Genomic DNA, 20,235 nt, shown 5'->3' with positions numbered 1-20,235 from the left:
CCGCCGCAACGGCGATCAAGCCGGACGGCGGAATTCGGCGGTGCCGAACTGCCTTTGCCCGTTAGGGGTTGTGCGCTGACAGATCTCCGCTCGCCGCAGGCGCAAAGGACTCGGGCCCGCCCGGACACCGCACCCCCGGCCGGCAAGGCCTACGCGTCGGCAACGGAGTCGAAATCCACCTGAGCCCGCGGCACGCCCTGCGCATCCGCGTCCACCGAGCGGCGCAGCGCCTCATGCAGTTTCGCAGGGGTCAGTACGCCGAGGAAGCGGGCCCCGTCGAGGACCGCCACCCAGCCCGCGTCGTGCTGCAGCATCACGCCGAAGGCCTGCTTGAGCGGCGCGCCGACGGGGACCCACGCCTTCATCCGGTGGGCCAGATCGCCGACCTTGCCGCCCTCCCCGGCAAGGGCCACCTCGTCGACCCCGACCCAGCCGTGCAGATCGCCGTCCGCGTCGAGGACGACGGCCCAGCGCTCGTCCTGCTCGCGCAGCCGGGCCGCGGCCTGCGCGGCGGGCTCGTCGAGACGGGTCACCGACGGCTGCTCCAGGTCGTCGGCCTGGATCTCGGTGACCGAGAGCCGCTTCAGGCCCCGGTCGGCGCCCACGAACTCGGCGACGTACGGCGTGGCCGGAGTGCCGAGCACCGCTCCCGGCGTATCGAACTGCTCGATGCGCCCCTGCCCGTACACCGCGATCCGGTCCCCGAGCCTGACCGCCTCCTCGATGTCGTGCGTGACAAGCAGCACCGTCTTGCGGACGGCCGCCTGCATCCGCAGGAACTCGTCCTGCAACTGCTCCCGCACCACCGGGTCGACCGCCCCGAACGGCTCGTCCATCAGGAGGACCGGCGGATCGGCCGCCAGCGCCCGTGCCACCCCGACGCGCTGACGCTGGCCGCCCGACAACTGCTCGGGATAGCGGGAGCCGTACATCTTCGGATCGAGCCCCACCAGGTCGAGCAGCTCGGCCGCACGCGCCCGGGCCTTCCCCTTCTTCCAGCCGACCAGCGCCGGCACGGTCGCCGTGTTGTCGAGGACGGTCCGGTGCGGGAAGAGCCCCACCTGCTGGATGACATAGCCGATGCGACGGCGAAGCCGGACCGGGTCGACATCGGCGATGTTCTCGTCGTTGACGAAGATGCGGCCCGATGTCGGCTCGATGAGCCGGTTCACCATCATCATCGTGGTCGTCTTGCCGCACCCGGACGGGCCGACGAGCGTGACCAGTTCACCCTGGGCGACCTCGAAGGAGAGCTCGTCCACGGCCGTCGTGCCGTCCGGGTAGCGCTTGGTCACCTGCTCGAACCGGATCATGCACTCACGCTAACCGCGCCCCTCACACTCCGCTCACCAGCACCACCTCGAGCCTGCGCGGGCCGTGCACGCCTTCCACCCGGTCCAGTTCGATGTCACTGGTCGCCGACGGCCCCGAGATCCACGTGAGCGGCCGGGCCGGGTCGAGCCGTTCGAGTGCCAGGGGGACCGAGGCGACGACCTGATCCGGGACCCGCACGACACAGATGTGGTGATCGGGGACGAGCGTGACCCGGCGGCGGCCCTGGTCCGGGCCGCCGTCCAGGACGATCGTGCCGGTCTCGGCCACGGCCACCGCGCAGCCCGTGACGACACTGTCGACCTCGTCAAGCTCCCGGGCGGTGTGCGTGGCCAGGTCCTCGACGCGGTCCGGTCCTTCCGCGGGCAGCCAGCCGGTCGGCAGCGCGGGCGGCACGAGCACGCTGCGCGAGCCCCGCTCGGCGAGCAGCCGCCCAAGCAGTTCCGGCAGCTGCCCCGCCTCTGCGCGATGCACGATCGCCCGGTAGTCCGCGAGGTTCTCGGCGAGCAGCTCGACGGTCTGCTCCGTGGTGCGATCACCGTGCTCCCGCAGATAGCCGCGCCCGACGCCGCCGTCGTCGTCGGAGTACGTCACGCCGTCGGCTCGCGCGTCGCCCCGCACGCTGTCGCGCGCGTCGGCTCGTACGTCGTCTCGTACGTCGGCCAGGGCGCGTCGCACCCTGCCCAGGATCAGGTCTCTGCTGCTCACTTGCCGCTCCTCCGCGCCCGGCCGCCTTCGGTCCGCTGCCACCAGTCCCGGAACGGCTCCGCCGGCACCTGCGGCAGGTCCCGCGTCGCGCTCCACGCCCGACCGGGGCCGGGGAGCGTGCGCGGATGGAGGCGCCGGGTGCGCGAGGCGAGCCGCTGGCCGGCGCGCAGCGCCCCCGGGCGGCCGAATGCCCAGCCTGCCGCGCGCATCGCCGCCCGCTCAGCGGCATGCCCGCGCGCCGGCCGCAGCGTCACCTTCGTGCCGTTCCTGGTCACTTCGCCGCCCTGGACCACCCGCTCCCGCAGATGGACCAGGACCTCGGGGATGTCGATGGCGACCGGACACACCTCGTAGCAGGCGCCGCAGAGCGACGACGCGTAGGGGAGCGAGGCGTCGATCTCGCTCTGGGTACCGCGGAGTTGGGGGCTGAGGATCGCGCCGATGGGGCCCGGGTAGACCGAGCCGTACGCGTGGCCACCGGCCCGTTCATAGACGGGGCAGACATTGAGGCAGGCCGAACAGCGGATGCAGCGCAGCGCCTGCCGGCCCACCTCGTCGGCGAGGGTGTCGGTGCGGCCGTTGTCGAGCAGCACGAGATGGAAGTCGCGCGGCCCGTCGGCCGTCTCCGCGTCCGTCGTACCAGTCCACATCGAGGTGTACGGGTTCATGCGCTCGGCCGTGGAGGAGCGGGGCAGCGTCTGGAGGAATACCTCGAGGTCCCGCCACGTCGGCACGACCTTCTCGATGCCGACGACCGAGATCAGCGTCTCGGGAAGGGTGAGACACATCCGGCCGTTGCCCTCCGACTCGACCACGACCAGCGTGCCCGTCTCGGCCACCATGAAGTTCGCCCCGGAGACGCCGACCTTGGCCCGCAGGAACTTCTCGCGCAGATGGAGCCGTGCCGCCTCGGCGAGCTCGGCGGGCGTATCGGTGAGACCGTCCGGCGCGGGGCGGCCCCATTCGCTCATCTCGCGCGCGAAGATGTCGCGGATCTCGCCGCGGTTGCGGTGGATGGCGGGGACCAGGATGTGCGAGGGGCGGTCCTTGCCGAGCTGCACGATGAGCTCGGCGAGGTCGGTCTCGTAGGCGCTGATGCCCTCGGCCTCCAGGGCTTCGTTGAGGCCGATCTCCTGCGTGGCCATCGACTTGACCTTGACCACTTCGGACTCGCCCGTGGCCTTCACAAGGCGGGTGACGATGCGGTTGGCCTCGTCGGCGTCCGCCGCCCAGTGCACGGTGCCGCCCGCGGCCGTGACCGACTCCTCCAACTGGAGCAGATACCGGTCGAGATGACGGAGCGTCTCGTCCTTGATGCGCCTGCCGGCCTCGCGCAGCTGTGCCCAGTCGTCGAGCTCGGCGACGGCCTTGGTCCGCTTGTCCCGGATGGTGTGCGTGGCGTGCCGCAGATTGGCGCGCAGGGTCTTGTTCCCGACGGCCTCACGGGCGGCCTCGGGGAAGGCGGGCATGCCTACGAATGTGCCGCTCATGCCAGAGGCTCCTCTTCCGTGCTCGCCAGGATCTCCGCGATGTGTACCGGACGTACGCCGCTCCTGAGGCGGGCTGCCGTCCCGCCGATGTGCATCAGACAGGAGTTGTCGGCCGCGCACAGCACATCGGCACCCGTCGACTCGGCGTTGCGGACCTTGTCCTTGCCCATCGCCGCCGAGACATCGGAGTTCTTCATCGCGAAGGTGCCGCCGAATCCACAGCACTCCTCGGCGCCGGGCAGCTCGCGCAGCTCAAGTCCCTTGACCGACCTGAGCAGTCGGGCGGGTCGCTCCCCGAGACCGAGGGAGCGCAGACCGTGACAGGTCGGGTGGTACGTCACCGTGTGCGGGTAGTACGCCCCGACGTCCGTCACGCCGAGCACGTCCACCAGGAACTCGGTCAGCTCGTACGTCTTGGGGACCACGGGCGCAAGCGCCGTCGCCAGCCCCTCGCCCCGCCCCTCGGCCCGAGCCCGGTCTCCCATACGCGGGTACAGCTCGCGGACCATCGCTCCGCACGAGCCGGACGGCGTCACGATCGCGTCGTACCCGCCCTCCCCGAAAACATCGGAGAAATGCCGGGCGAGCGGCTCTGCCTGGTGGCGATAGCCGGTGTTGTAGTGCGCCTGCCCGCAGCAGGTCTGCCCCATCGGAAAATCGACCTCGACGCCGAGCCTGGTCAGCAGTTTCACCACCGCGCGGCCCGTATCCGGATACAGCGTGTCGTTGACACACGTCAGGAACAGAGCGACACGCATCGCGGGTTCCTCCTCGTCGATCATCGGATGGATGCAGGGTATGCGCTGCGCCGGCGTTACGGGAGTCGGTGTGCGGCGATGCGTTGAGACGCTTCGGCCCACGCCGACCGGGTCCGGCGGTCGCCCCGGCGGGCATGGTCGCCCGCACCTTGTCCGGCGCGGACTCGGTGCGGGTGTCCCGGTAGTGCACCGGGTTGCCCAGGAGGGCGCCGTCCGCGTCCAGGAGTCCGTAGTCGACCGCCCAGCCGTCTATGCCTGGAGGGTGTCGGCCGTGCGGATGGGGCGGTTGGGGAAGCGGTGGGCTTCTGTGAGGGTGAGGGTGAGGGCGTCGGGCGTGACCTTTGCTGCAATTTCTGAGGGGATCGCACGCGGCGGTGCACGAGGCGGTGCACAAGGCGCCGCACGAGCAAGGGAACAAGGGGACGCATGGTCGGCATCAAGGACGTGGCGAACCATGCCGGGGTGTCGGTGGGCACCGTGTCGAACGTGATCAACCGCCCTGACATGGTCTCCGAAGAGACCCGCCACCGGGTGCAGTCCGTCATCGACCGGCTCGGCTTCGTCCGCAGCGAGTCCGCGCCGCAGTTGCGCGCGGGCCAGAGCCGCATCATGGCGCTGCTCGTGCTCGACATGGGCAACCCCTTCTTCGTGGACGTCGCGCGCGGTGCCGAGCGGGCCGCGCGCGACGCCGGGCTCCGCGTGATGATGTGCAACAGCGGACAGAGCCCCTCCGAAGAGGCCGAATATCTGGCGCTCTTCGCCGAACAGCGGGTGCGTGGCGTCCTGCTGACCCCGGCGGACGCCACGGGACGGAACATAGAAGCGTTCCGTCGGCACGCCATCCCCTTCGTCCTCGTCGACCGGGTCGCCGATGGCGCCACCGAGTGTTCCGTCTCAGTGGACGACGTACAGGGCGGGGCGCTCGCGGTGCGCCATCTCCTGGACACCGGGCACCGCAGCGTCGCGTACGTGAGCGGTCCCGTGGGGCTCAACCAGGTCAAGGACCGCCGCGAGGGGGCGCTGCAGGCGCTCGCCGAGGCGGGCCTGCCGGCATCGGCGCTGCGGGAACTGCCCACCGAGCGCCTCGACGTGTCGGCGGGACGCGACGCGGGCGCCCGCCTGCTCGGGCTCGCCGAGCGGCCGACCTCCGTGTTCTGCGCCAACGACCTGCTGGCCCTGTTCTGTGCCAACGACCTGCTGGCCCTCGGAGTGCTCCAGGCGATGTACGCCGCCGGTGTGCGCGTCCCCGAGGACATCGCCATCGTCGGCTACGACGACATCGAGTTCGCGGCCGCGGCGGTCGTCCCGCTCACCTCGGTGCGCCGACCCGCCGTCACGATGGGCACCATGGCCGCGGAACTCCTCCTGGAGGAGACCGAGTCGGAGGCCCCTCAGCGGCACGAGCACCGGCGCGTGGTGCTCCAGCCCGAGCTGGTGGTCCGGCGCTCCAGCCTGGTGCCTCGCTGACCACATCAGCCTTGATGCCCCCTTGATCGCTCCCTGCGCGGGTGTGCTCAACTGTGACGAAGCCCCCGTTCCACGCGTCGCCCAGGAGCCCCCTTGACCGCCAGCGCCCCCTACCGCCAGCCCGGCGTCGTCCTCACCGACCACCGCTTCTCTCTGCCGCTCGATCACGACGACCCGGCGGGCGAGCGCATCGAGGTCTATGCGCGGGAGGCCGTGGCCGGTGCCCACGCGGGCGGGAACCTGCCGTGGCTGGTGTATCTGCAGGGCGGTCCGGGATGCGGCGCCAACCGCTTCGTGGGCAAGGAGGCCTGGCTCGGCCGTGCCCTGCGGGACTACCGGGTGCTGCTCCTGGACCAGCGCGGCACGGGCAGCTCCACACCCGCCAACCGCCAGACGCTCCCGCTGCGCGGCGGCCCCCGCGAACAGGTGGACTATCTCACCCACTTCCGCGCCGACTCCATAGTCCGCGACTGCGAACTGATCCGGCGCGAGCTCACCGGCGGCGCCCCCTGGACCGTGCTCGGCCAGAGCTTCGGCGGCTTCTGCACCACCCACTACCTCTCGGCAGCCCCCGAAGGCCTGGACACCGCGATCATCACCGGTGGCCTGCCGACGCTCGACGGGCACGCCGACGACGTCTATCGCGCCGCCTATCCGCGCATGGAGCGCAAGACCGCGGCGCACTACGCCCGCTACCCGCAGGACGTCGAACGCGTCCGCCGCATCGCCGCCCACGTCGCGGAGCACGAGCCGGTGCTGACCGGCGGCTACCGCCTGACCGTCGAGGCGTTCCAGTCCCTCGGCATGCTCCTCGGCACGGGCGACGGCAGCCACCGGCTGCACTACCTGGTGGAAGACGCCTTCGTACGGACGCCGTCCGGGCCCGCGCTCTCCGACGCGTTCCAGGAAGCCGTGCAGGCTGCCCTCTCGCTCCGGAGCAATCCGCTCTTCGCGCTCATGCACGAGACGATCTACGGCCAGGGCGGCCGGGCCGCCGACTGGTCCGCGCAGCGGGTGCGCGGTGAGTTCCCGCAGTTCGACCCGGCCAAGGCGCTCAACGGTGACGCTCCGCTGCTCTTCACCGGAGAGGCCATCCAGCGCTGGCAGTTCGACTGCGACCCGGCCCTGAAGCCGCTGCGCGAGACCGCCGACCTCCTTGCCGCACGCACCGACTGGGCACCTCTGAACGACACGGCGCGCCTCGCCGCCAACGAGGTTCCGGCCGCCGCCGCGATCTACCACGACGACATGTACGTCGACACCGAGCACTCCCTGCGCACCGCCCGCGCCATCCGCGGCCTGCGCACCTGGGTCACCGACGAGTACGAGCACGATGGCCTCCGGGTGGGCGCACCGCGCGTCCTCGACCGGCTGCTCGCGCTGGCCCGCGGCGAGGCCTGACGGCTCCTCGGCCGTGGCCCCGCGGAGCTAGGCTGCGGCCATGACAGAGCCGTTGAACGACCAGCTCACCCCCATGCCCGAAGACTGGCAGCGCGCACTCGCCGTCGTCGCCCACCCCGACGACCTGGAGTACGGCTGCTCTGCGGCGATCGCCGGATGGACCGACGGCGGGCGCGAGGTCGCCTACCTCCTCGCCAGCCGCGGCGAGGCCGGCATCGACACGCTCGACCCCGCCACCTGCGGGCCGCTGCGCGAGCGGGAGCAGCGGGCGAGCGCTGCCGTGGTCGGCGTGTCGACCGTGGAGTTCCTCGACCACAAGGACGGAGTGATCGAGTACGGGACCGCGCTGCGCCGCGACATCGCCGCCGCGATCCGCAGGCACCGGCCCGAGCTCGTCATCACGCTCAACCACCGCGACACCTGGGGCGGCGTCGCCTGGAACACCCCCGACCACGTCGCCGTCGGCCGCGCCACCCTCGACGCGGCGTCGGACGCGGGCAACCGCTGGATCTTCCCCGAGCTGATCGAGGAGGACGGCCTCGAACCCTGGAACGGTGTGCGCTGGGTCGCCGTCGCCGGTTCCTCGTCACCCACGCACGCGGCGGACGCGACGGCGGGACTCGAGCGCTCAGTGCTTTCCCTCCTCGAACACCGCACCTACATCGAGGTGTTGACGCAGGAGGACCCCGAGAAGTACTGCCGCGAATTCCTCACCGGCAACGCGCAGCGGACGGCTGCGCGCTTCGGCGGAAAGCTCGCCGTGTCCTTCGAGGTCTTCAGCCGCTGAGCCCCCGCCGGTACGCTGCGGCTCTGACGGTACGTCAGAAACGTGGGCGGAGGGCTGGTCCTGATGATCGACACCATCGGCACGGACATTCCGGAGGGCGAGGAACGCCTGCGCCTGGAAGTCGAGGACGGGCTCGGCATCCTCACCCTCTGCCATCCGGCCAAGCTCAACGCGTGGAGCTGGGAATCCACCCGCCAGCTCGGCATCTTCGCCGACCGGATCCGCTTCGACGACTCGATCAGGGTGGTGCTGCTGCGGGCGGAGGGGCGGGCGTTCTGCGCGGGGATCGACGTCACGTCGCTCAACGGATTCGGTGCGATCGACGGCCGCTCGGGTTCCGAGCGCACCCGCAACTATTACGAAGGGCTGCGCTGGGTCCACGAGCGCTTCCGTACGTTCGCCCGCCTGCCGCAGCCCGTTGTGGCCGCCGTGCAGGGCTACTGCCTGGGTTTCGGCTTCGAGCTCGCGCTGATGGCGGACGTCCGGATCGCCGCCGACGACGCGGTGTTTGCGCTGCCCGAGGCGCAGATCGGCGTCGCCGTCGACGCGGGCGGCGATCTGCGGATCGCGCGGGACACGGGCGCGGGCTGGGCCAAGCTGCTCTCGCTCACCGGCCGCCGCATCGACGCCGCCACGGCCGAACGGCTCCGCCTTCTCCAACTGGTGGTGCCGGGCGACGAGTTGGCGAAGTCGTCCCGCGACGTCGCCGCGGAGATCGCCGCCAACGCCCCGCTCGCGGTGCAGGGCATCAAGCGGGGCATCGACGCCTACGCGGACGCGGGAATGGACGCCGCCCTCGACCGGGTGGCGATGAACGCGGCGATCACGCTCACGTCGGAGGACTCGCGAGCGGGGTACGCGGCGCGGGCGGCGCGGCGGGCGGCGGAGTTCGAGGGGAAGTGATGCCGGCGGCCGGCGGCCGGCGGACACCACCGTCACCCCTCGAAGGCCCCCCGCCCCATCTGCTCGCGCACCGTCACCATCCGCGGACTCACCAGGCCGCGCCGCTGCCAGTTCGCGCCGTCGACCACCAGGGTGTGCCCGGTGATGAAGCGGGCGTAGGGCGAGGCGAGGAACGTCGCCGCCCAGCCCAGCTCGCGTGGTGCGCCCACGCGGAGAGCGGGCTGACGGGCGGCCTCGTCCCGGGCCCGGTCCAGGTTGCCGCGGATGTCTGCGGTCATGTCCTCGTGCGGCATCAGGCCCGGCACCAGGCCGTTGACCTGGATGCCGTACGGCCCCCATTCCACCGCCAGGGTCTCGACCAGGCTCCGTACGCCCGCCTTGGCCGCCGCGCTGTGTGCGAAACCGGGCCCACCCGTCCACGCGTACGACGCCCCGATGGCGATGACCGAACCGGGCGTGCGCGCCGCGAGATGGCGGCGGGCGAACTCGCGCGTCATGAAGAACGTCCCGGTCAGCGTGATGTCCACGACCGAGCGCCACGCGTTCGGGGACATGTCCTCGGCGGGCACGGGGAAGTTCGCCGCCGCGTTGTTGACCAGCACGTCCGGCAGTCCGTACGCCTCCTGCGCGGCATCGAAGGCCGCGGCGACGCGGTCCGGGTCGCGGATGTCGCAGGGCACGGCCGTCACCCGGCCGCCGAGGCCCGCGAGTTCGTCCCGCGCCGCCTTCAGACGGTCCTCCTTGCGGCTCGCGATGACCAGATCCGCGCCGAGCCGTGCGAACTCCGCCGCGATCGCCTTGCCGAGCCCCGTCCCGCCACCGGTGACCAGGACGACCGCCCCGTCGTAGGTGCCGTCGGGCAAGGCGCTCACGCCCGGCGGGGGAGGCGCGGGAAGTCCGGGTGGCGGCGCGCCGGTCTCGTCCGTCATGGGCGCATCGATACCGCCTTCCGCATCAAAGCTCCATGGCTGTACGGGAATTGATGCGCAGTGACGCTGGTTCAGCGCAGACCGTGGCGGTCGGCGCCCCGTACGTGTTCGGAGACCTCGGCCTCCATCTCCGGTGAGAAGACACCCGCGCGCCGCCGTGCCGCGGCCGCTTCGATGTCCGCGAGCACGAGCTCGTAGTTGATCACCACGCCGGCCTGGTAGCCCGCGGCCGCCGCCTGGATCACCTGGACCTTCGGGCCTGTCGCGTTGCCCACGGCCCAGACACCGGGGACGCTCGTGCGGCCTGTCGGGTCGACGGCCGGGTAGGGGCCGACGGGCGTGTCCTGCATGTCGGCGCCGAGCTCGTTCAGGAGACCGTGCCTCGGCACCGGCTTCGCGTCGACGAACAGCGCCGAGCACGGGAACACCTGGCCGCTAGCGAGCCGCACCCCCACCAGGCGGTCGCCCTCGATCGCAAGCCCGGCCACCTCGCCCTCGACCACCGTGACGCCGGCCGCGGCCAGCTTCGCCCAGTCCTCGTCGGGCAGCTCCCGCACGGTGTGCAGGAAGAGCGTCACGTCCTTCGACCACTGGGTGACCAGGAGCGCCTGGTGGATCCCGGCCACCTCCGAAGCGATCACTCCGAAGGGCTGGTCCCGCACCTCCCAGCCGTGGCAGTACGGGCAGTGCAGCACGTCACGGCCCCAGCGCTCGGCGACACCTGGCAGCTCGGGCAGCTCGTCGACGAGGCCCGTGGCGACGACGATCCGCCGGGCGTGCACCGACCGGCCGCCCGCCAGCGTGACGTCGAACTCCCCGGCGCGGTCCGGCAGTACGGCCGTCACACGGTCATCGGCCACGTCCACGTCGTACGCCGCAAGCTCCCGCCGCCCCTCGGCGAGGAACTCGGCGGGCGGCATGCCGTCCCGCGACAGATAGCCCTGCATGTGCGCCGCGGGCGCGTTGCGCGGTTCGCCCGCGTCGACGACGAGGACGCGCCGCCGCGACCGGCCGAGCACGAGCCCCGCGCTCAGCCCGGCCGCACCACCGCCGACGACGACCACGTCGTACGTGGCGCCGGTGCTGCCGCCGGTGCTGGTGCTGTTGCCGTTCACGTTCCTGGTGTCTTGGGTCATGGTGACCACCTCCACGGAGACCGTCGCACCGGCGGCGCGGTATTGACAAACAACATTGCCGAAACTGCAATAGAGCCATGTCGAAGAAGACCGAAGAGGACGCGAATCTGGACGGAGTGCTCGCCGAGGTCGGCCCGCGCCTGCGGCGCGTCCGCAAGGAGCGCGGCGCCACCCTGGCCGCACTCTCGCAGTCCACCGGCATCTCCGTGAGCACGCTCTCGCGCCTGGAGTCCGGCCGGCGCAAGCCCAGCCTGGAGCTGCTGCTGCCCATCGCGCGCGCCCACCAGGTCCCCCTGGACGAGCTGGTCGGCGCCCCGCCCGTCGGCGACCCCAGGGTGCGGGCCAAGCCGATCGTCCGGCACGGCCGCACGATGGTGCCGCTGACCCGGCAGCCCGGCGGCCTCCAGGCGTACAAGGTGGTCGAGCCCGCCCGCTCCGTACAGCCCGATCCGCAGACCCACGAGGGGTACGAGTGGCTGTACGTCCTTTCGGGGAAGCTACGGCTCGTGCTCGCCGATCATGACGTGGTCCTCACGGCGGGCGAGGCCGCCGAGTTCGACACCCGCCTGCCGCACTGGTTCGGGTCGACGGGTGAGGGCCCCGCCGAATTCCTCAGCCTGTTCGGGCCGCAGGGGGAGCGGATGCACGTCAGGGCGCGCCCCGCCCAGCGGCAGTCCAAGGGCGCCTGACAGGACCTTCCCCTGCCTGCAAGCGACCGCTTAGTATGCGACGGAGCCCGGTCTACGAAAGCCCCGTGGAGGCCCCGCATGCAGGCATGGCAAGTGCACCAGAACGGCGAGCCGAGCGCGGTGATGCGCCTCGAAGACGTGGACCGCCCGGTGCCGGGTGAAGGACAGCTGCTCCTGAAGGTCCGCGCCGCCAACATCAACTTCCCCGACGCCCTGCTCTGCCGGGGGCAGTACCAGATCACGCCCCCGCTGCCGTTCACACCCGGCGTGGAGATCTGCGGCGAGACCGAGGACGGGCGCCGCGTGATCGCCAACCCCGCGCTGCCGTACGGCGGTTTCGCCGAGTACGCGATCGCCGACGCGGCCGCCGTGCTGCCCGCGCCCGACGCGCTGGACGACGCGGAGGCCGCCGCCCTGCACATCGGCTACCAGACCGGCTGGTTCGGCCTGCACCGCCGCGCGCACCTCCAGGAGGGCGAGACGCTCCTGGTGCACGCGGCCGCCGGCGGCGTCGGCAGCGCGGCCGTCCAGCTCGGCAAGGCGGCGGGCGCCAAGGTCATCGGCGTCGTCGGCGGCGCCGCGAAGGCCGAGGTCGCGCGGGAGCTCGGCTGCGACGTCGTGATCGACCGGCGCACGGAGAACGTCATCGGCGCCGTCAAGGAGGCCACCGGCGGCCGCGGCGCCGACGTCGTCTACGACCCGGTCGGCGGTGACGCGTACACCCAGTCGGCGAAGTGCGTCGCCTTCGAGGGGCGGATCATCGTCGTCGGCTTCGCGAGCGGCGTCATCCCGACGCCCGCGCTCAACCACGCCCTGGTGAAGAACTACTCGGTGCTCGGCCTGCACTGGGGCCTCTACAACGCCAAGGACCCGCAGGCGATCCTCCGCTGCCACGAGGAGCTCACCCAGCTCGCGGCCAAGGGCGCCATCAAGCCCCTCATCAGCGAGCGGGTGCCGCTCGGCGATGCCGCGGCCGCCGTCCAGCGCGTCGCCGACGGCATCACCACGGGCCGCGTGGCCGTGGTCCCCGAGGGAGCCGCCGCATGACCGACGCCGCCGAACTGCGCCGCCGCACCCAGGAGTTCCTCGCCGCCAACCCGCCCGCGTCGACGGACCGCGTCGACTTCCTCAAGGCCCGCTTCGACGCCGGACTCGCCTGGGTGCACTATCCGGAGGGGCTCGGCGGCCTCGGCGCGGCACGCGCCCTGCAGGCCGTCGTCGACGCCGAGTTGGAGGCCGCGGGCGCGCCCGACAACGATCCGCGCCGCATCGGCATCGGCCTCGGCATGGCGGCGCCCACCATCCTCGCCTTCGGCACCGACGAGCAGAAGCGGCGCTTCCTGCGGCCGCTGTGGATCGGCGAGGAGGTGTGGTGCCAGCTCTTCAGCGAGCCGGGCGCAGGATCCGACCTCGCCGCGCTCGGCACCCGCGCCGTCTGTGACGGCGACACTTGGGTGGTCGACGGGCAGAAGGTGTGGACGTCCGGCGCGCACGCCGCCCGCTGGGCCATCCTCATCGCCCGCACCGACCCGGAGGTGCCCAAGCACCGCGGCATCACCTACTTCGTCTGCGACATGACCGACCCGGGCGTCGAGGTGCGGCCGCTGCGCCAGATCACCGGCGAGGCCGAGTTCAACGAGGTCTTCCTCACCGGCGTACGCATCCCGGACGCGCACCGTCTGGGGGAGGTCGGCGACGGCTGGAAGGTCGCGCAGACCACCCTGATGAACGAGCGCGTGTCCATCGGCGGCGCGCGCATTTCGCGTGAGGGCGGCCTGATCGCCCCCGTCGCCGCGACCTGGCGCGAGCGCCCCGAGCTGCGCACGCACGACCTGCACCAGCGCCTGCTCAAGCTGTGGGTGGAGGCGGAAGTCGCCCGGCTCACCGGTGAGCGGCTGCGCCAGCAGCTCGTCGCGGGGCAGCCGGGTCCCGAGGGCTCCGGCCTGAAGCTCGGGTTCGCCCGCCTCAACCAGGAGATCAGCGGCCTGGAGGTGGAACTCCTGGGCGAGGAAGGCCTGTTGTACGAGGACTGGACGATGCGGCGGCCCGAGAAGGTCGACTTCGCGGGGCGTGATGCGGGATACCGCTATCTGCGTGCCAAGGGCAACAGCATCGAGGGCGGCACCAGCGAGGTGCTGCTCAACATCGTCGCCGAGCGTGTCCTCGGCCTGCCGTCCGAACCGCGCACCGACAAGGACGTCGCCTGGAAGGACCTCGCGCGATGACTGATCTGCTCTACTCCGAAGAGGAAGAGGCGCTGCGTGCGGCCGTGCGCGGCCTGCTCGCTGACCACTGCGACGCGGCCGCCGTCATCGCCCGCAGCGAGACCGACCAGCCGCACGACCGCGAACTATGGAAGGCGCTCACCGACGGCATGGGCCTTGCGGGCCTGCTCGTGCCCGAGGAACTGGGCGGCCAGGGTGCCACCCACCGCGAAGCGGCCGTCGTCCTGGAGGAGTTGGGCCGCGTGGTGGCGCCCGTGCCCTACCTCACCAGCGCCGTCGTCGCGACCGAGGCGCTCCTCGTCTGCGACGGGGAAGCGGCGGCCGAACTGCTCACGGCGCTGGCGTCGGGACGCACGGTCGGCGTGCTCGCCGTGCCGCTCTCCGCGGCCCCCGGCCAGACGTTCGCGGACGTACGCGAAGAGGGCGGCGCCCTGCACGGCCGTGTCACGGGCGTCGCCGACGCGGCCGCGGCCGACGTGCTGCTCGTGCCGACGGCTGCCGGGCTCTTCGCGGTCGACGTCGCACAGGACGGCGTGACCGTCACCGCGCAGACCTCCCTCGACCCCACCCGTCCGCTCGCCACGGTGACGTTCGATGCGGCACGCGCGCGTGCCCTCACTTCGGACACCGACCTTGCGGTACGCGTGGGTCTGCGCGCCGGGGCCGGGCTGCTCGCCTCCGAGCAACTGGGCCTCGCCGAATGGTGCTTGACCGAGACCGTGCGTCACACCAAGGAACGCCACCAGTTCAACCGGCCCGTCGGGTCGTTCCAGGCACTGAAGCACCGGCTCGCTCAGGTGTGGCTTGAGGTCGTCAACACCCGCGCCGCCGCCCGGCACGCCGCCGACGCCCTGGCCACCGGCAGCGACGAACCCAACCTCGCGGCGGCCCTCGCCCAGGCCTATGCCGCTCCCGTCGCGGTCCACGCGGCCGAGGAGGCGCTCCAGCTGCACGGCGGCATCGGCATGACGTGGGAGCACCCGCTGCACCTCTATCTGAAGCGGGCCAAGGCCGACTCGATCGCCTTCGGGACGGCGGGCAGGCACCGCGATGAACTGGCGGGGCTGCTCGACCTCCAGGCGCCCTGACCGACGCACATCCCGACGTACATACCTCACAGCAGTATTCGATGCAGCCCGCACGTACCGCGTGCGGGCTGCGCGTTTTACGCCTCCATTACGTGAGGCATAATTGCGAGCTGTTCGCAATAACTGTTGATCTTCAGTAGGGGTGTGGAGCATGAGGGCCCGATCGATACGGGGCACGGGCGCGGTGGCGGCGGCCGCCTCTCTGGCGGTCGCCGCCTCGGCCTGTTCGGCGCCGGGCGACGGCGAGAGCGCCGGCGCCGCCAAGGACTCCGCGGTCGTCGGCATCGCGTACGAGCCGGAGACCCTCAGTCCGCTCCTGGGCTACGGCAAGGACGGCAACTCCAAGATCTTCGACGGTCTGCTCACGCACGACGCCGACATGAAGCTCAAGCCCGCGCTCGCCGCAGAGCTGCCCGAGGTCGCCGACGACGGCAAGACCTACACGTACAAGCTGCGCGAGGGCGTCGAGTTCAGCGACGGGAAGCCCTTCACGTCCAAGGACGTCGTCTTCACCTACGAGACGATCCTCGACAAGAAGACCAACAACGCCGCCAAGACCGAGCTGGATGCCGTCAAGAGTGTCGAGGCCAAGGGCGACGACACGGTCGTCTTCCACCTCAAGTACCCCTACGCGCCGTTCGCCGAGCGCACCGTCCTGCCGATCGCGCCCGAGCACATAGCCGGCAAGCAGGACGTGAACACGGGGAAGTTCACCACCGATCCGGTCGGCACGGGCCCGTACAAGCTGGTGAAGTGGTCCAAGGGCGAGAAGCTCACCTTCAAGGCCAACCCCGGCTACTGGGGCGGCGCCCCGAAGGTCAAGAACTTCACCATGGCGATCATCAAGGACGACGACATCCGGGCCACCCGGCTCGACGCCGGTGAGCTCGACGGCGCGATCCTGCCGCCCAACCTCGCCGAGAAGTACGAGAACGACGGCAACAAGAAGACGTACGCAGCCAAGACCTTCGACTACCGCGTGGTGACCCTGCCCACCGGCAACAAGGTCGCGGGCGACACCGCCATCCGGCGCGCGCTCGACACCGGCGTCGACCGCAAGGCGATGGTCGACTCCATCCTGGACGGCGCGGGCAAGGAGGCCTACGGGCCCGTCCCGACCGACAGCCCCTGGTTCACCAAGGGCACCGAGCGGAAGTTCGACGCCGCCAAGGCCAAGAAGATCCTCGACGACGCGGGCTGGAAGCCGGGCAAGGACGGGATCCGCGAGAAGGACGGCGTCCAGGCGAAGTTCCCGCTCTGGTACCTCTCCGGCGACAAGCTCCGCCAGGACCACGCGCTCGCCTACGCGTCCGACGCCAAGAAGCTCGGCATCAAGGTCGAGGTGCAGGCCGGCACGTGGGAGGTCATCGAGCCGCGGATGCCCAAGGACGCGGTCCTCGCGGGCGGCGGCTCCCCGGCCGACCCGGACTTCGACCAGTACACCCTCCTGAAGTCCTCGCTCGCCGGTGACGGCTTCAACAACATGGCCCACTACGACAACCCCAAGGTCGACAAGGCCCTCGACGAGGCCCGCGAGAGCGGCGACCACGCCAAGCGGCAGGCCGCGTACGACACCATCCAGCGCGAGCTGGTGAAGAACCCGGGCTACACCTTCCTCACCCACATCGACCACCTCTACGTAGTCGACAAGCGCTTCGGCGACCTGACCACCCAGACCGAGCCGCACGACCACGGCCTCGCGTCAGGACCGTGGTGGAACGTCGAGGACTGGCAGCCGAAGCAGTGAAGTCCGCGCTCCACAAGCTCCCGTGGGGGCCGATGGCGCGCATGACGGGACGGCGGGCCCTGTTCGCCGTCCCGGTCCTGCTCGCCGTCACCTTCGGCGTCTTCGCGATCGCCGCCGCGTCCCCCTTCGACCCCGTCAAGGCGTACGCGGGGACGGCCGGGCTCACGGCGTCCCAGGAGAACCTCGACCAACTGCGCGCCAACCTCGGCGTCGACCAGCCCCTGATACAGCGCTGGTGGAACTGGCTCACCTCGGCCCTGACCGGCGACCTGGGAGACTCGAGCACCCTGCGCCAGCCCGTCTCCGACGCCATCGGCGAACGCATCGGCTGGTCCGTGCTGCTCGCTGCCACCGCGTTCCTGCTCGCGATCCTCGTCGGCACCACGCTCGGCGTCCTCGCCGCGCGCCGTCCGGGCGGCTGGCTCGACCGCGCGGTGACCTCGCTCGCGTACACGCTGGAGGCGGCGCCGCCGTTCTGGATCGGCCTGCTCGCCGTCTGGCTGTTCGCCCTGAAGCTGGGCGTGCTGCCGTCGGGCGGGCTCACGGACACGGCCAGCTCGACCGTGACGGCCGGACAGGTCGCGAGCCATCTCGTGCTGCCCGCCGCCGTCCTGGCGATCTCGCAGCTTCCCTGGTTCGTCCTGTACGTACGCCAAGGCGTCGGCGACGCACTCGGCGACGACCCCGTCCGCGGTGCACGCGCGCGTGGCCTCGCCGAACGGACCGTCCTCCTCGGCCATGCCCTGCGCTCGGGCATGCTCCCCGTGCTCACGCTGATCGGCTCGCGGGTGCCCGAACTGATCACCGGCGCGCTCCTGGTAGAGACCGTTTTCAGCTGGCCCGGCATCGCCGCCGCCACCGTGCAGGCCGCCACCTCCGTGGACTTCCCGCTGCTCGCCGCGCTGACCGTGCTCGCCACGGCGGCGGTGCTCCTGGGCAACCTCCTCGCCGATCTGCTGTACGGCCTCGCCGATCCGAGGGTGGGTTTCGATGGCTGACGTGACCTGGCGTGCCACTACAGGGAGCGCCTCTACTGGTGGCGCTCCCAAGAAGCCCTCCACGCGCGCGTGGCGGGTGCGTTCCTCGGCGGTGATCGTCACGGCGGTCGTCCTCGCCGTCCTTCTCGTACCGCCGCTCGTGAACCTCGACGAACAGGCCGTGAACCTGGCGGCCAAGCTGCAACCGCCGTCCTGGGCGCACCCCTTCGGCACCGACGACGTCGGCCGCGATCTGCTCGTGCGCTGCGTGTACGGGCTGCGGGTCTCGCTCCTGGTGGGTGTGGTCGCGGCCGTCGTCGCCACCGTCATCGGCACGGCCGTGGGCGCGCTGGCAGCCGCGTCGGGCGGCTGGGTGGACCGGGTCGTCATGCGGCTCGTGGACGTCTTCTCGTCCGTGCCGCACCTGCTGCTCGGCATTTTCATCGTGGCGATGTTCCGGCCCGGCGTCTGGCCGGTCGTCGTCTCCGTCGCGCTCACCCACTGGCTGTCCACGGCCCGCATCGTCCGCGCCGAGGTGCTCTCGCTGCGGTCCCGCCCCTACGTCGACGCGGCGATCTCCGGCGGCGCCTCGCGGCTGCGCGTCACCGTGCGCCATCTGCTGCCCGGCGTGCTCCCGCAGGCCGGACTCGCCGCCGTCCTGATGGTGCCGCACGCGGTGTGGCACGAGTCCGCGCTCTCCTTCCTCGGGCTCGGACTCCCCACCCACCAGGCCAGCCTCGGCACACTCGTGCAGAGCGCGCGCGGCTCGCTGCTCGCCGGGGACTGGTGGCCGACCCTCTTCCCCGGCCTGTTCATCATCGTGCCCACACTGGCGATCGCGGGCCTCGCGGGCGCCTGGCGGGAACGGATCAACCCCCGGCGCCGATCGGAGCTGATGCTGTGACTCCCGTGCTGTCCGTGCAGGGCCTTTCCGTACGTTTCCGCATGCGCGGCGGCAGCTTCGTCTCCGCCGTCACCGACGCCCGCTTCGATCTCGCTGCGGGGGAGTGCCTGGCCCTCGTCGGCGAGAGCGGCTGCGGCAAGTCCGTGCTCGCGTCGGCGCTGCTCGGGCTGCTCCCGCAGAACGCGGAGACGGCCGGGTCGGCGCTCATCGGCGACGTGGACCTGCTGGCCGCCGACGAGCGGACCCTGGCCCGCACCGTGCGCGGGCGGCGCGTCGGCCTCGTACCGCAGAGCCCGGCCGCGCATCTGACGCCCGTGCGGACGGTGCGCGCCCAGCTGGAGGAGACCCTGCGGGAGCTCGCGGGCGTGCCGCGGCCGAAGCTGCGGGCGGCCGCCGAAGCGGCCGCCGAGCGCGCCGCGTTCCCCGCCGGGCACCTGGACCGCTACCCGCACGAGCTCTCCGGCGGCCTCGCCCAGCGCGCCGCCACCGCGCTCGCGCTCATCGGCGACGCACCGCTGCTGCTCGCCGACGAACCGACGACCGGGCTCGACCGCGACCTCGTCGACCGCACGGTGGACGAACTGCGCCGGCACGTCGGCGAGGACCGCGCGCTGCTCCTGATCACCCACGATCTGGCCGCCGCCGAGCGGATCGCCGACCGCGTCGCCGTGATGTACGCGAGCCGCATCGTCGAACTCGCCGACGCCGACGACTTCTTCGGCACCCCCGGACCCCGCCACCCGTACGCGCGCGGCCTGCTCGACGCCCTGCCGGAGCGGGAGTTCACGCCGATCCCCGGAATGCCGCCCGAGCTGTCCGCGCTGCCGGGCGGATGCGCGTTCGCGGCACGCTGCCCGGCGGCGGACGAGGCCTGCGGGGCCGTTCCCGAGCCGGTGGACTCGGTCGCCTGCCACCACCCCCACCCGGCGGCTCTGCTGGAGGCGCCCCGTGCTTGAACTGCGTTCCGTCACCGCCGGATACGACCGCCGCGCCCCCGTCGTACGCGGCGTCGACCTCACCGTCGACGCTGGCGCCTCCGTCGGACTGCTCGGCCCCAGCGGCTGCGGCAAGTCGACGCTGGCCCGCGTCGCCGCGCTGCTGCACAAGCCGGACGCGGGCCGCGTCGTCATCGACGGCGATCCCGCGCGCGGCTGGCGGCACCGCGCGCCCCGCGAACAGCGCACCGCCTTCGGCGTCGTCTTCCAGCAGCCGCGGCTCTCCGCCGACCCCCGCCTGACCCTCACGAACCTGATCGCCGAGCCGCTGCGGGCCGGCGGCCGGGGGAGCGAAGCAGCCGAGCGGGTAAGGGAGTTGGCGGCCACCGTCGGACTCGGCGACGACCTCCTGGTCCGCAGGCCGCACGAGGTGAGCGACGGCCAGCTGCAGCGCGCCTGCCTGGCCCGCGCGCTGGTGCTCCGCCCCCGCTGGCTGATCTGCGACGAGATGACCGCGATGCTGGACGCCTCGACGACGGCGGCGCTGGTGCACGCGGTGGAGGAGTACCGGCGCGAGAGCGGCGCCGGCCTGCTCGCTGTCGGCCACGACCGGGTGCTTCTGGAGCGGTGGTGCGACCGGACGGTGCACTGGAGCGAGCTGGTGGCGGACGGCGAGATGCCGTGAAACTCACCGCGACCGGTACCGCCCAGCCAGCACCGTGAGCCTTCCGGAGTGAACGAAGGGCGTCGATAGCGCCA

General features: G+C 71.9%; 19 protein-coding genes and 1 pseudogene. 13 read left to right on the top strand and 7 right to left on the bottom strand.

The window, feature by feature from the left end; all coding sequences use genetic code 11:
• Window positions 1–149 precede the first annotated feature (149 nt).
• From AB0G47_RS36605 to AB0G47_RS36585, 5 genes and pseudogenes are all read right to left on the bottom strand, one after another.
• Window positions 150–1,313 carry a betaine/proline/choline family ABC transporter ATP-binding protein gene (locus AB0G47_RS36605; protein ID WP_360779022.1) on the bottom strand — a complete coding sequence of 388 codons (1,164 nt, stop codon included), beginning with the start codon at window positions 1,311–1,313 and terminating at the stop codon, window positions 150–152.
• Between the two features lie 22 nt (window positions 1,314–1,335).
• The gene (locus tag AB0G47_RS36600) at window positions 1,336–2,040 is read right to left on the bottom strand and encodes a lactate utilization protein C (protein WP_360779019.1); all 705 of its coding nucleotides are present in this window, start codon (window positions 2,038–2,040) and stop codon (window positions 1,336–1,338) included.
• Window positions 2,037–3,530 carry a LutB/LldF family L-lactate oxidation iron-sulfur protein gene (locus AB0G47_RS36595; RefSeq protein ID WP_360779016.1) on the bottom strand — a complete coding sequence of 498 codons (1,494 nt, stop codon included), beginning with the start codon at window positions 3,528–3,530 and terminating at the stop codon, window positions 2,037–2,039. Before AB0G47_RS36595 ends, AB0G47_RS36600 begins: the two co-directional genes overlap by 4 nt.
• Window positions 3,527–4,288 carry a (Fe-S)-binding protein gene (locus AB0G47_RS36590; RefSeq protein ID WP_360779013.1) on the bottom strand — a complete coding sequence of 254 codons (762 nt, stop codon included), beginning with the start codon at window positions 4,286–4,288 and terminating at the stop codon, window positions 3,527–3,529. Before AB0G47_RS36590 ends, AB0G47_RS36595 begins: the two co-directional genes overlap by 4 nt.
• A gap of 127 nt (window positions 4,289–4,415) precedes the next feature.
• Window positions 4,416–4,651 (bottom strand): annotated as a pseudogene (locus tag AB0G47_RS36585) (rhamnulokinase); the annotation flags it as partial.
• Between the two features lie 63 nt (window positions 4,652–4,714).
• On the opposite strand from AB0G47_RS36585, the gene AB0G47_RS36580 reads away from it, so the two are divergent.
• The 4 genes from AB0G47_RS36580 (at window position 4,715) to AB0G47_RS36565 (ending at window position 8,846) form a co-directional block, all read left to right on the top strand.
• Window positions 4,715–5,755 carry a LacI family DNA-binding transcriptional regulator gene (locus AB0G47_RS36580; protein ID WP_360779010.1) on the top strand — a complete coding sequence of 347 codons (1,041 nt, stop codon included), beginning with the start codon at window positions 4,715–4,717 and terminating at the stop codon, window positions 5,753–5,755.
• Between the two features lie 93 nt (window positions 5,756–5,848).
• Window positions 5,849–7,156, top strand: a complete 1,308-nt coding sequence (locus tag AB0G47_RS36575) for an alpha/beta fold hydrolase (RefSeq protein ID WP_360779007.1) — start codon at window positions 5,849–5,851, stop codon at window positions 7,154–7,156.
• A gap of 40 nt (window positions 7,157–7,196) precedes the next feature.
• Window positions 7,197–7,943 carry a PIG-L family deacetylase gene (locus AB0G47_RS36570; RefSeq protein ID WP_360779003.1) on the top strand — a complete coding sequence of 249 codons (747 nt, stop codon included), beginning with the start codon at window positions 7,197–7,199 and terminating at the stop codon, window positions 7,941–7,943.
• A gap of 63 nt (window positions 7,944–8,006) precedes the next feature.
• On the top strand, window positions 8,007–8,846 hold the full coding sequence (locus tag AB0G47_RS36565; RefSeq protein WP_360779000.1) for an enoyl-CoA hydratase/isomerase family protein: 840 nt from the start codon (window positions 8,007–8,009) through the stop codon (window positions 8,844–8,846).
• A 32-nt stretch (window positions 8,847–8,878) separates the two neighbouring features.
• Here AB0G47_RS36565 and AB0G47_RS36560 read toward each other — a convergent pair whose 3' ends face one another.
• Entirely contained in the window at window positions 8,879–9,775 is an 897-nt protein-coding gene (locus AB0G47_RS36560) for an SDR family oxidoreductase (protein WP_360778998.1), read from the bottom strand.
• A gap of 71 nt (window positions 9,776–9,846) precedes the next feature.
• Entirely contained in the window at window positions 9,847–10,911 is a 1,065-nt protein-coding gene (locus tag AB0G47_RS36555; RefSeq protein WP_360778995.1) for an NAD(P)/FAD-dependent oxidoreductase, read from the bottom strand.
• A gap of 77 nt (window positions 10,912–10,988) precedes the next feature.
• Between AB0G47_RS36555 and AB0G47_RS36550 the strand changes: the two genes are divergently transcribed.
• The 9 genes from AB0G47_RS36550 (at window position 10,989) to AB0G47_RS36510 (ending at window position 20,161) form a co-directional block, all read left to right on the top strand.
• Window positions 10,989–11,600, top strand: coding sequence for an XRE family transcriptional regulator (locus AB0G47_RS36550; RefSeq protein WP_360778992.1), 612 nt, complete (start codon window positions 10,989–10,991; stop codon window positions 11,598–11,600).
• Window positions 11,601–11,678: 78 nt separating this feature from the next.
• A complete protein-coding gene (locus AB0G47_RS36545; RefSeq protein ID WP_360778989.1) occupies window positions 11,679–12,647 on the top strand; it encodes an NADPH:quinone oxidoreductase family protein in 969 nt (322 codons plus the stop codon).
• Window positions 12,644–13,825 (top strand): acyl-CoA dehydrogenase family protein, encoded by a 1,182-nt coding sequence (locus AB0G47_RS36540; protein ID WP_360778986.1) that lies wholly within the window; start codon window positions 12,644–12,646, stop codon window positions 13,823–13,825. The genes AB0G47_RS36545 and AB0G47_RS36540 overlap by 4 nt, the downstream gene beginning before the upstream one ends.
• Window positions 13,822–14,913: an acyl-CoA dehydrogenase family protein gene (locus tag AB0G47_RS36535; protein WP_360778983.1), complete on the top strand. Its 1,092-nt coding sequence runs from the start codon at window positions 13,822–13,824 to the stop codon at window positions 14,911–14,913. Before AB0G47_RS36540 ends, AB0G47_RS36535 begins: the two co-directional genes overlap by 4 nt.
• Before the next feature lie 151 nt (window positions 14,914–15,064).
• Complete coding sequence (locus AB0G47_RS36530; protein ID WP_360778980.1) at window positions 15,065–16,660, top strand: ABC transporter substrate-binding protein; 1,596 nt, start codon at window positions 15,065–15,067, stop codon at window positions 16,658–16,660.
• 32 nt (window positions 16,661–16,692) lie between these two features.
• A complete protein-coding gene (locus AB0G47_RS36525) occupies window positions 16,693–17,658 on the top strand; it encodes an ABC transporter permease (RefSeq protein ID WP_360778978.1) in 966 nt (321 codons plus the stop codon).
• Window positions 17,651–18,541, top strand: a complete 891-nt coding sequence (locus tag AB0G47_RS36520; RefSeq protein ID WP_360778976.1) for an ABC transporter permease — start codon at window positions 17,651–17,653, stop codon at window positions 18,539–18,541. Before AB0G47_RS36525 ends, AB0G47_RS36520 begins: the two co-directional genes overlap by 8 nt.
• Before the next feature lie 41 nt (window positions 18,542–18,582).
• Window positions 18,583–19,497 (top strand): ABC transporter ATP-binding protein, encoded by a 915-nt coding sequence (locus tag AB0G47_RS36515; RefSeq protein WP_360779173.1) that lies wholly within the window; start codon window positions 18,583–18,585, stop codon window positions 19,495–19,497.
• On the top strand, window positions 19,490–20,161 hold the full coding sequence (locus AB0G47_RS36510; protein WP_360778973.1) for an ATP-binding cassette domain-containing protein: 672 nt from the start codon (window positions 19,490–19,492) through the stop codon (window positions 20,159–20,161). Before AB0G47_RS36515 ends, AB0G47_RS36510 begins: the two co-directional genes overlap by 8 nt.
• The last annotated feature ends 74 nt before the right edge of the window (window positions 20,162–20,235 follow it).

This window comes from Streptomyces sp. NPDC021622 (genome assembly GCF_040640795.1).
Classification (GTDB): domain Bacteria; phylum Actinomycetota; class Actinomycetes; order Streptomycetales; family Streptomycetaceae; genus Streptomyces.
The sequence above is the reverse complement of the archived record's forward strand: the minus strand, read 5'-3'. Positions and strand labels throughout refer to the sequence as shown.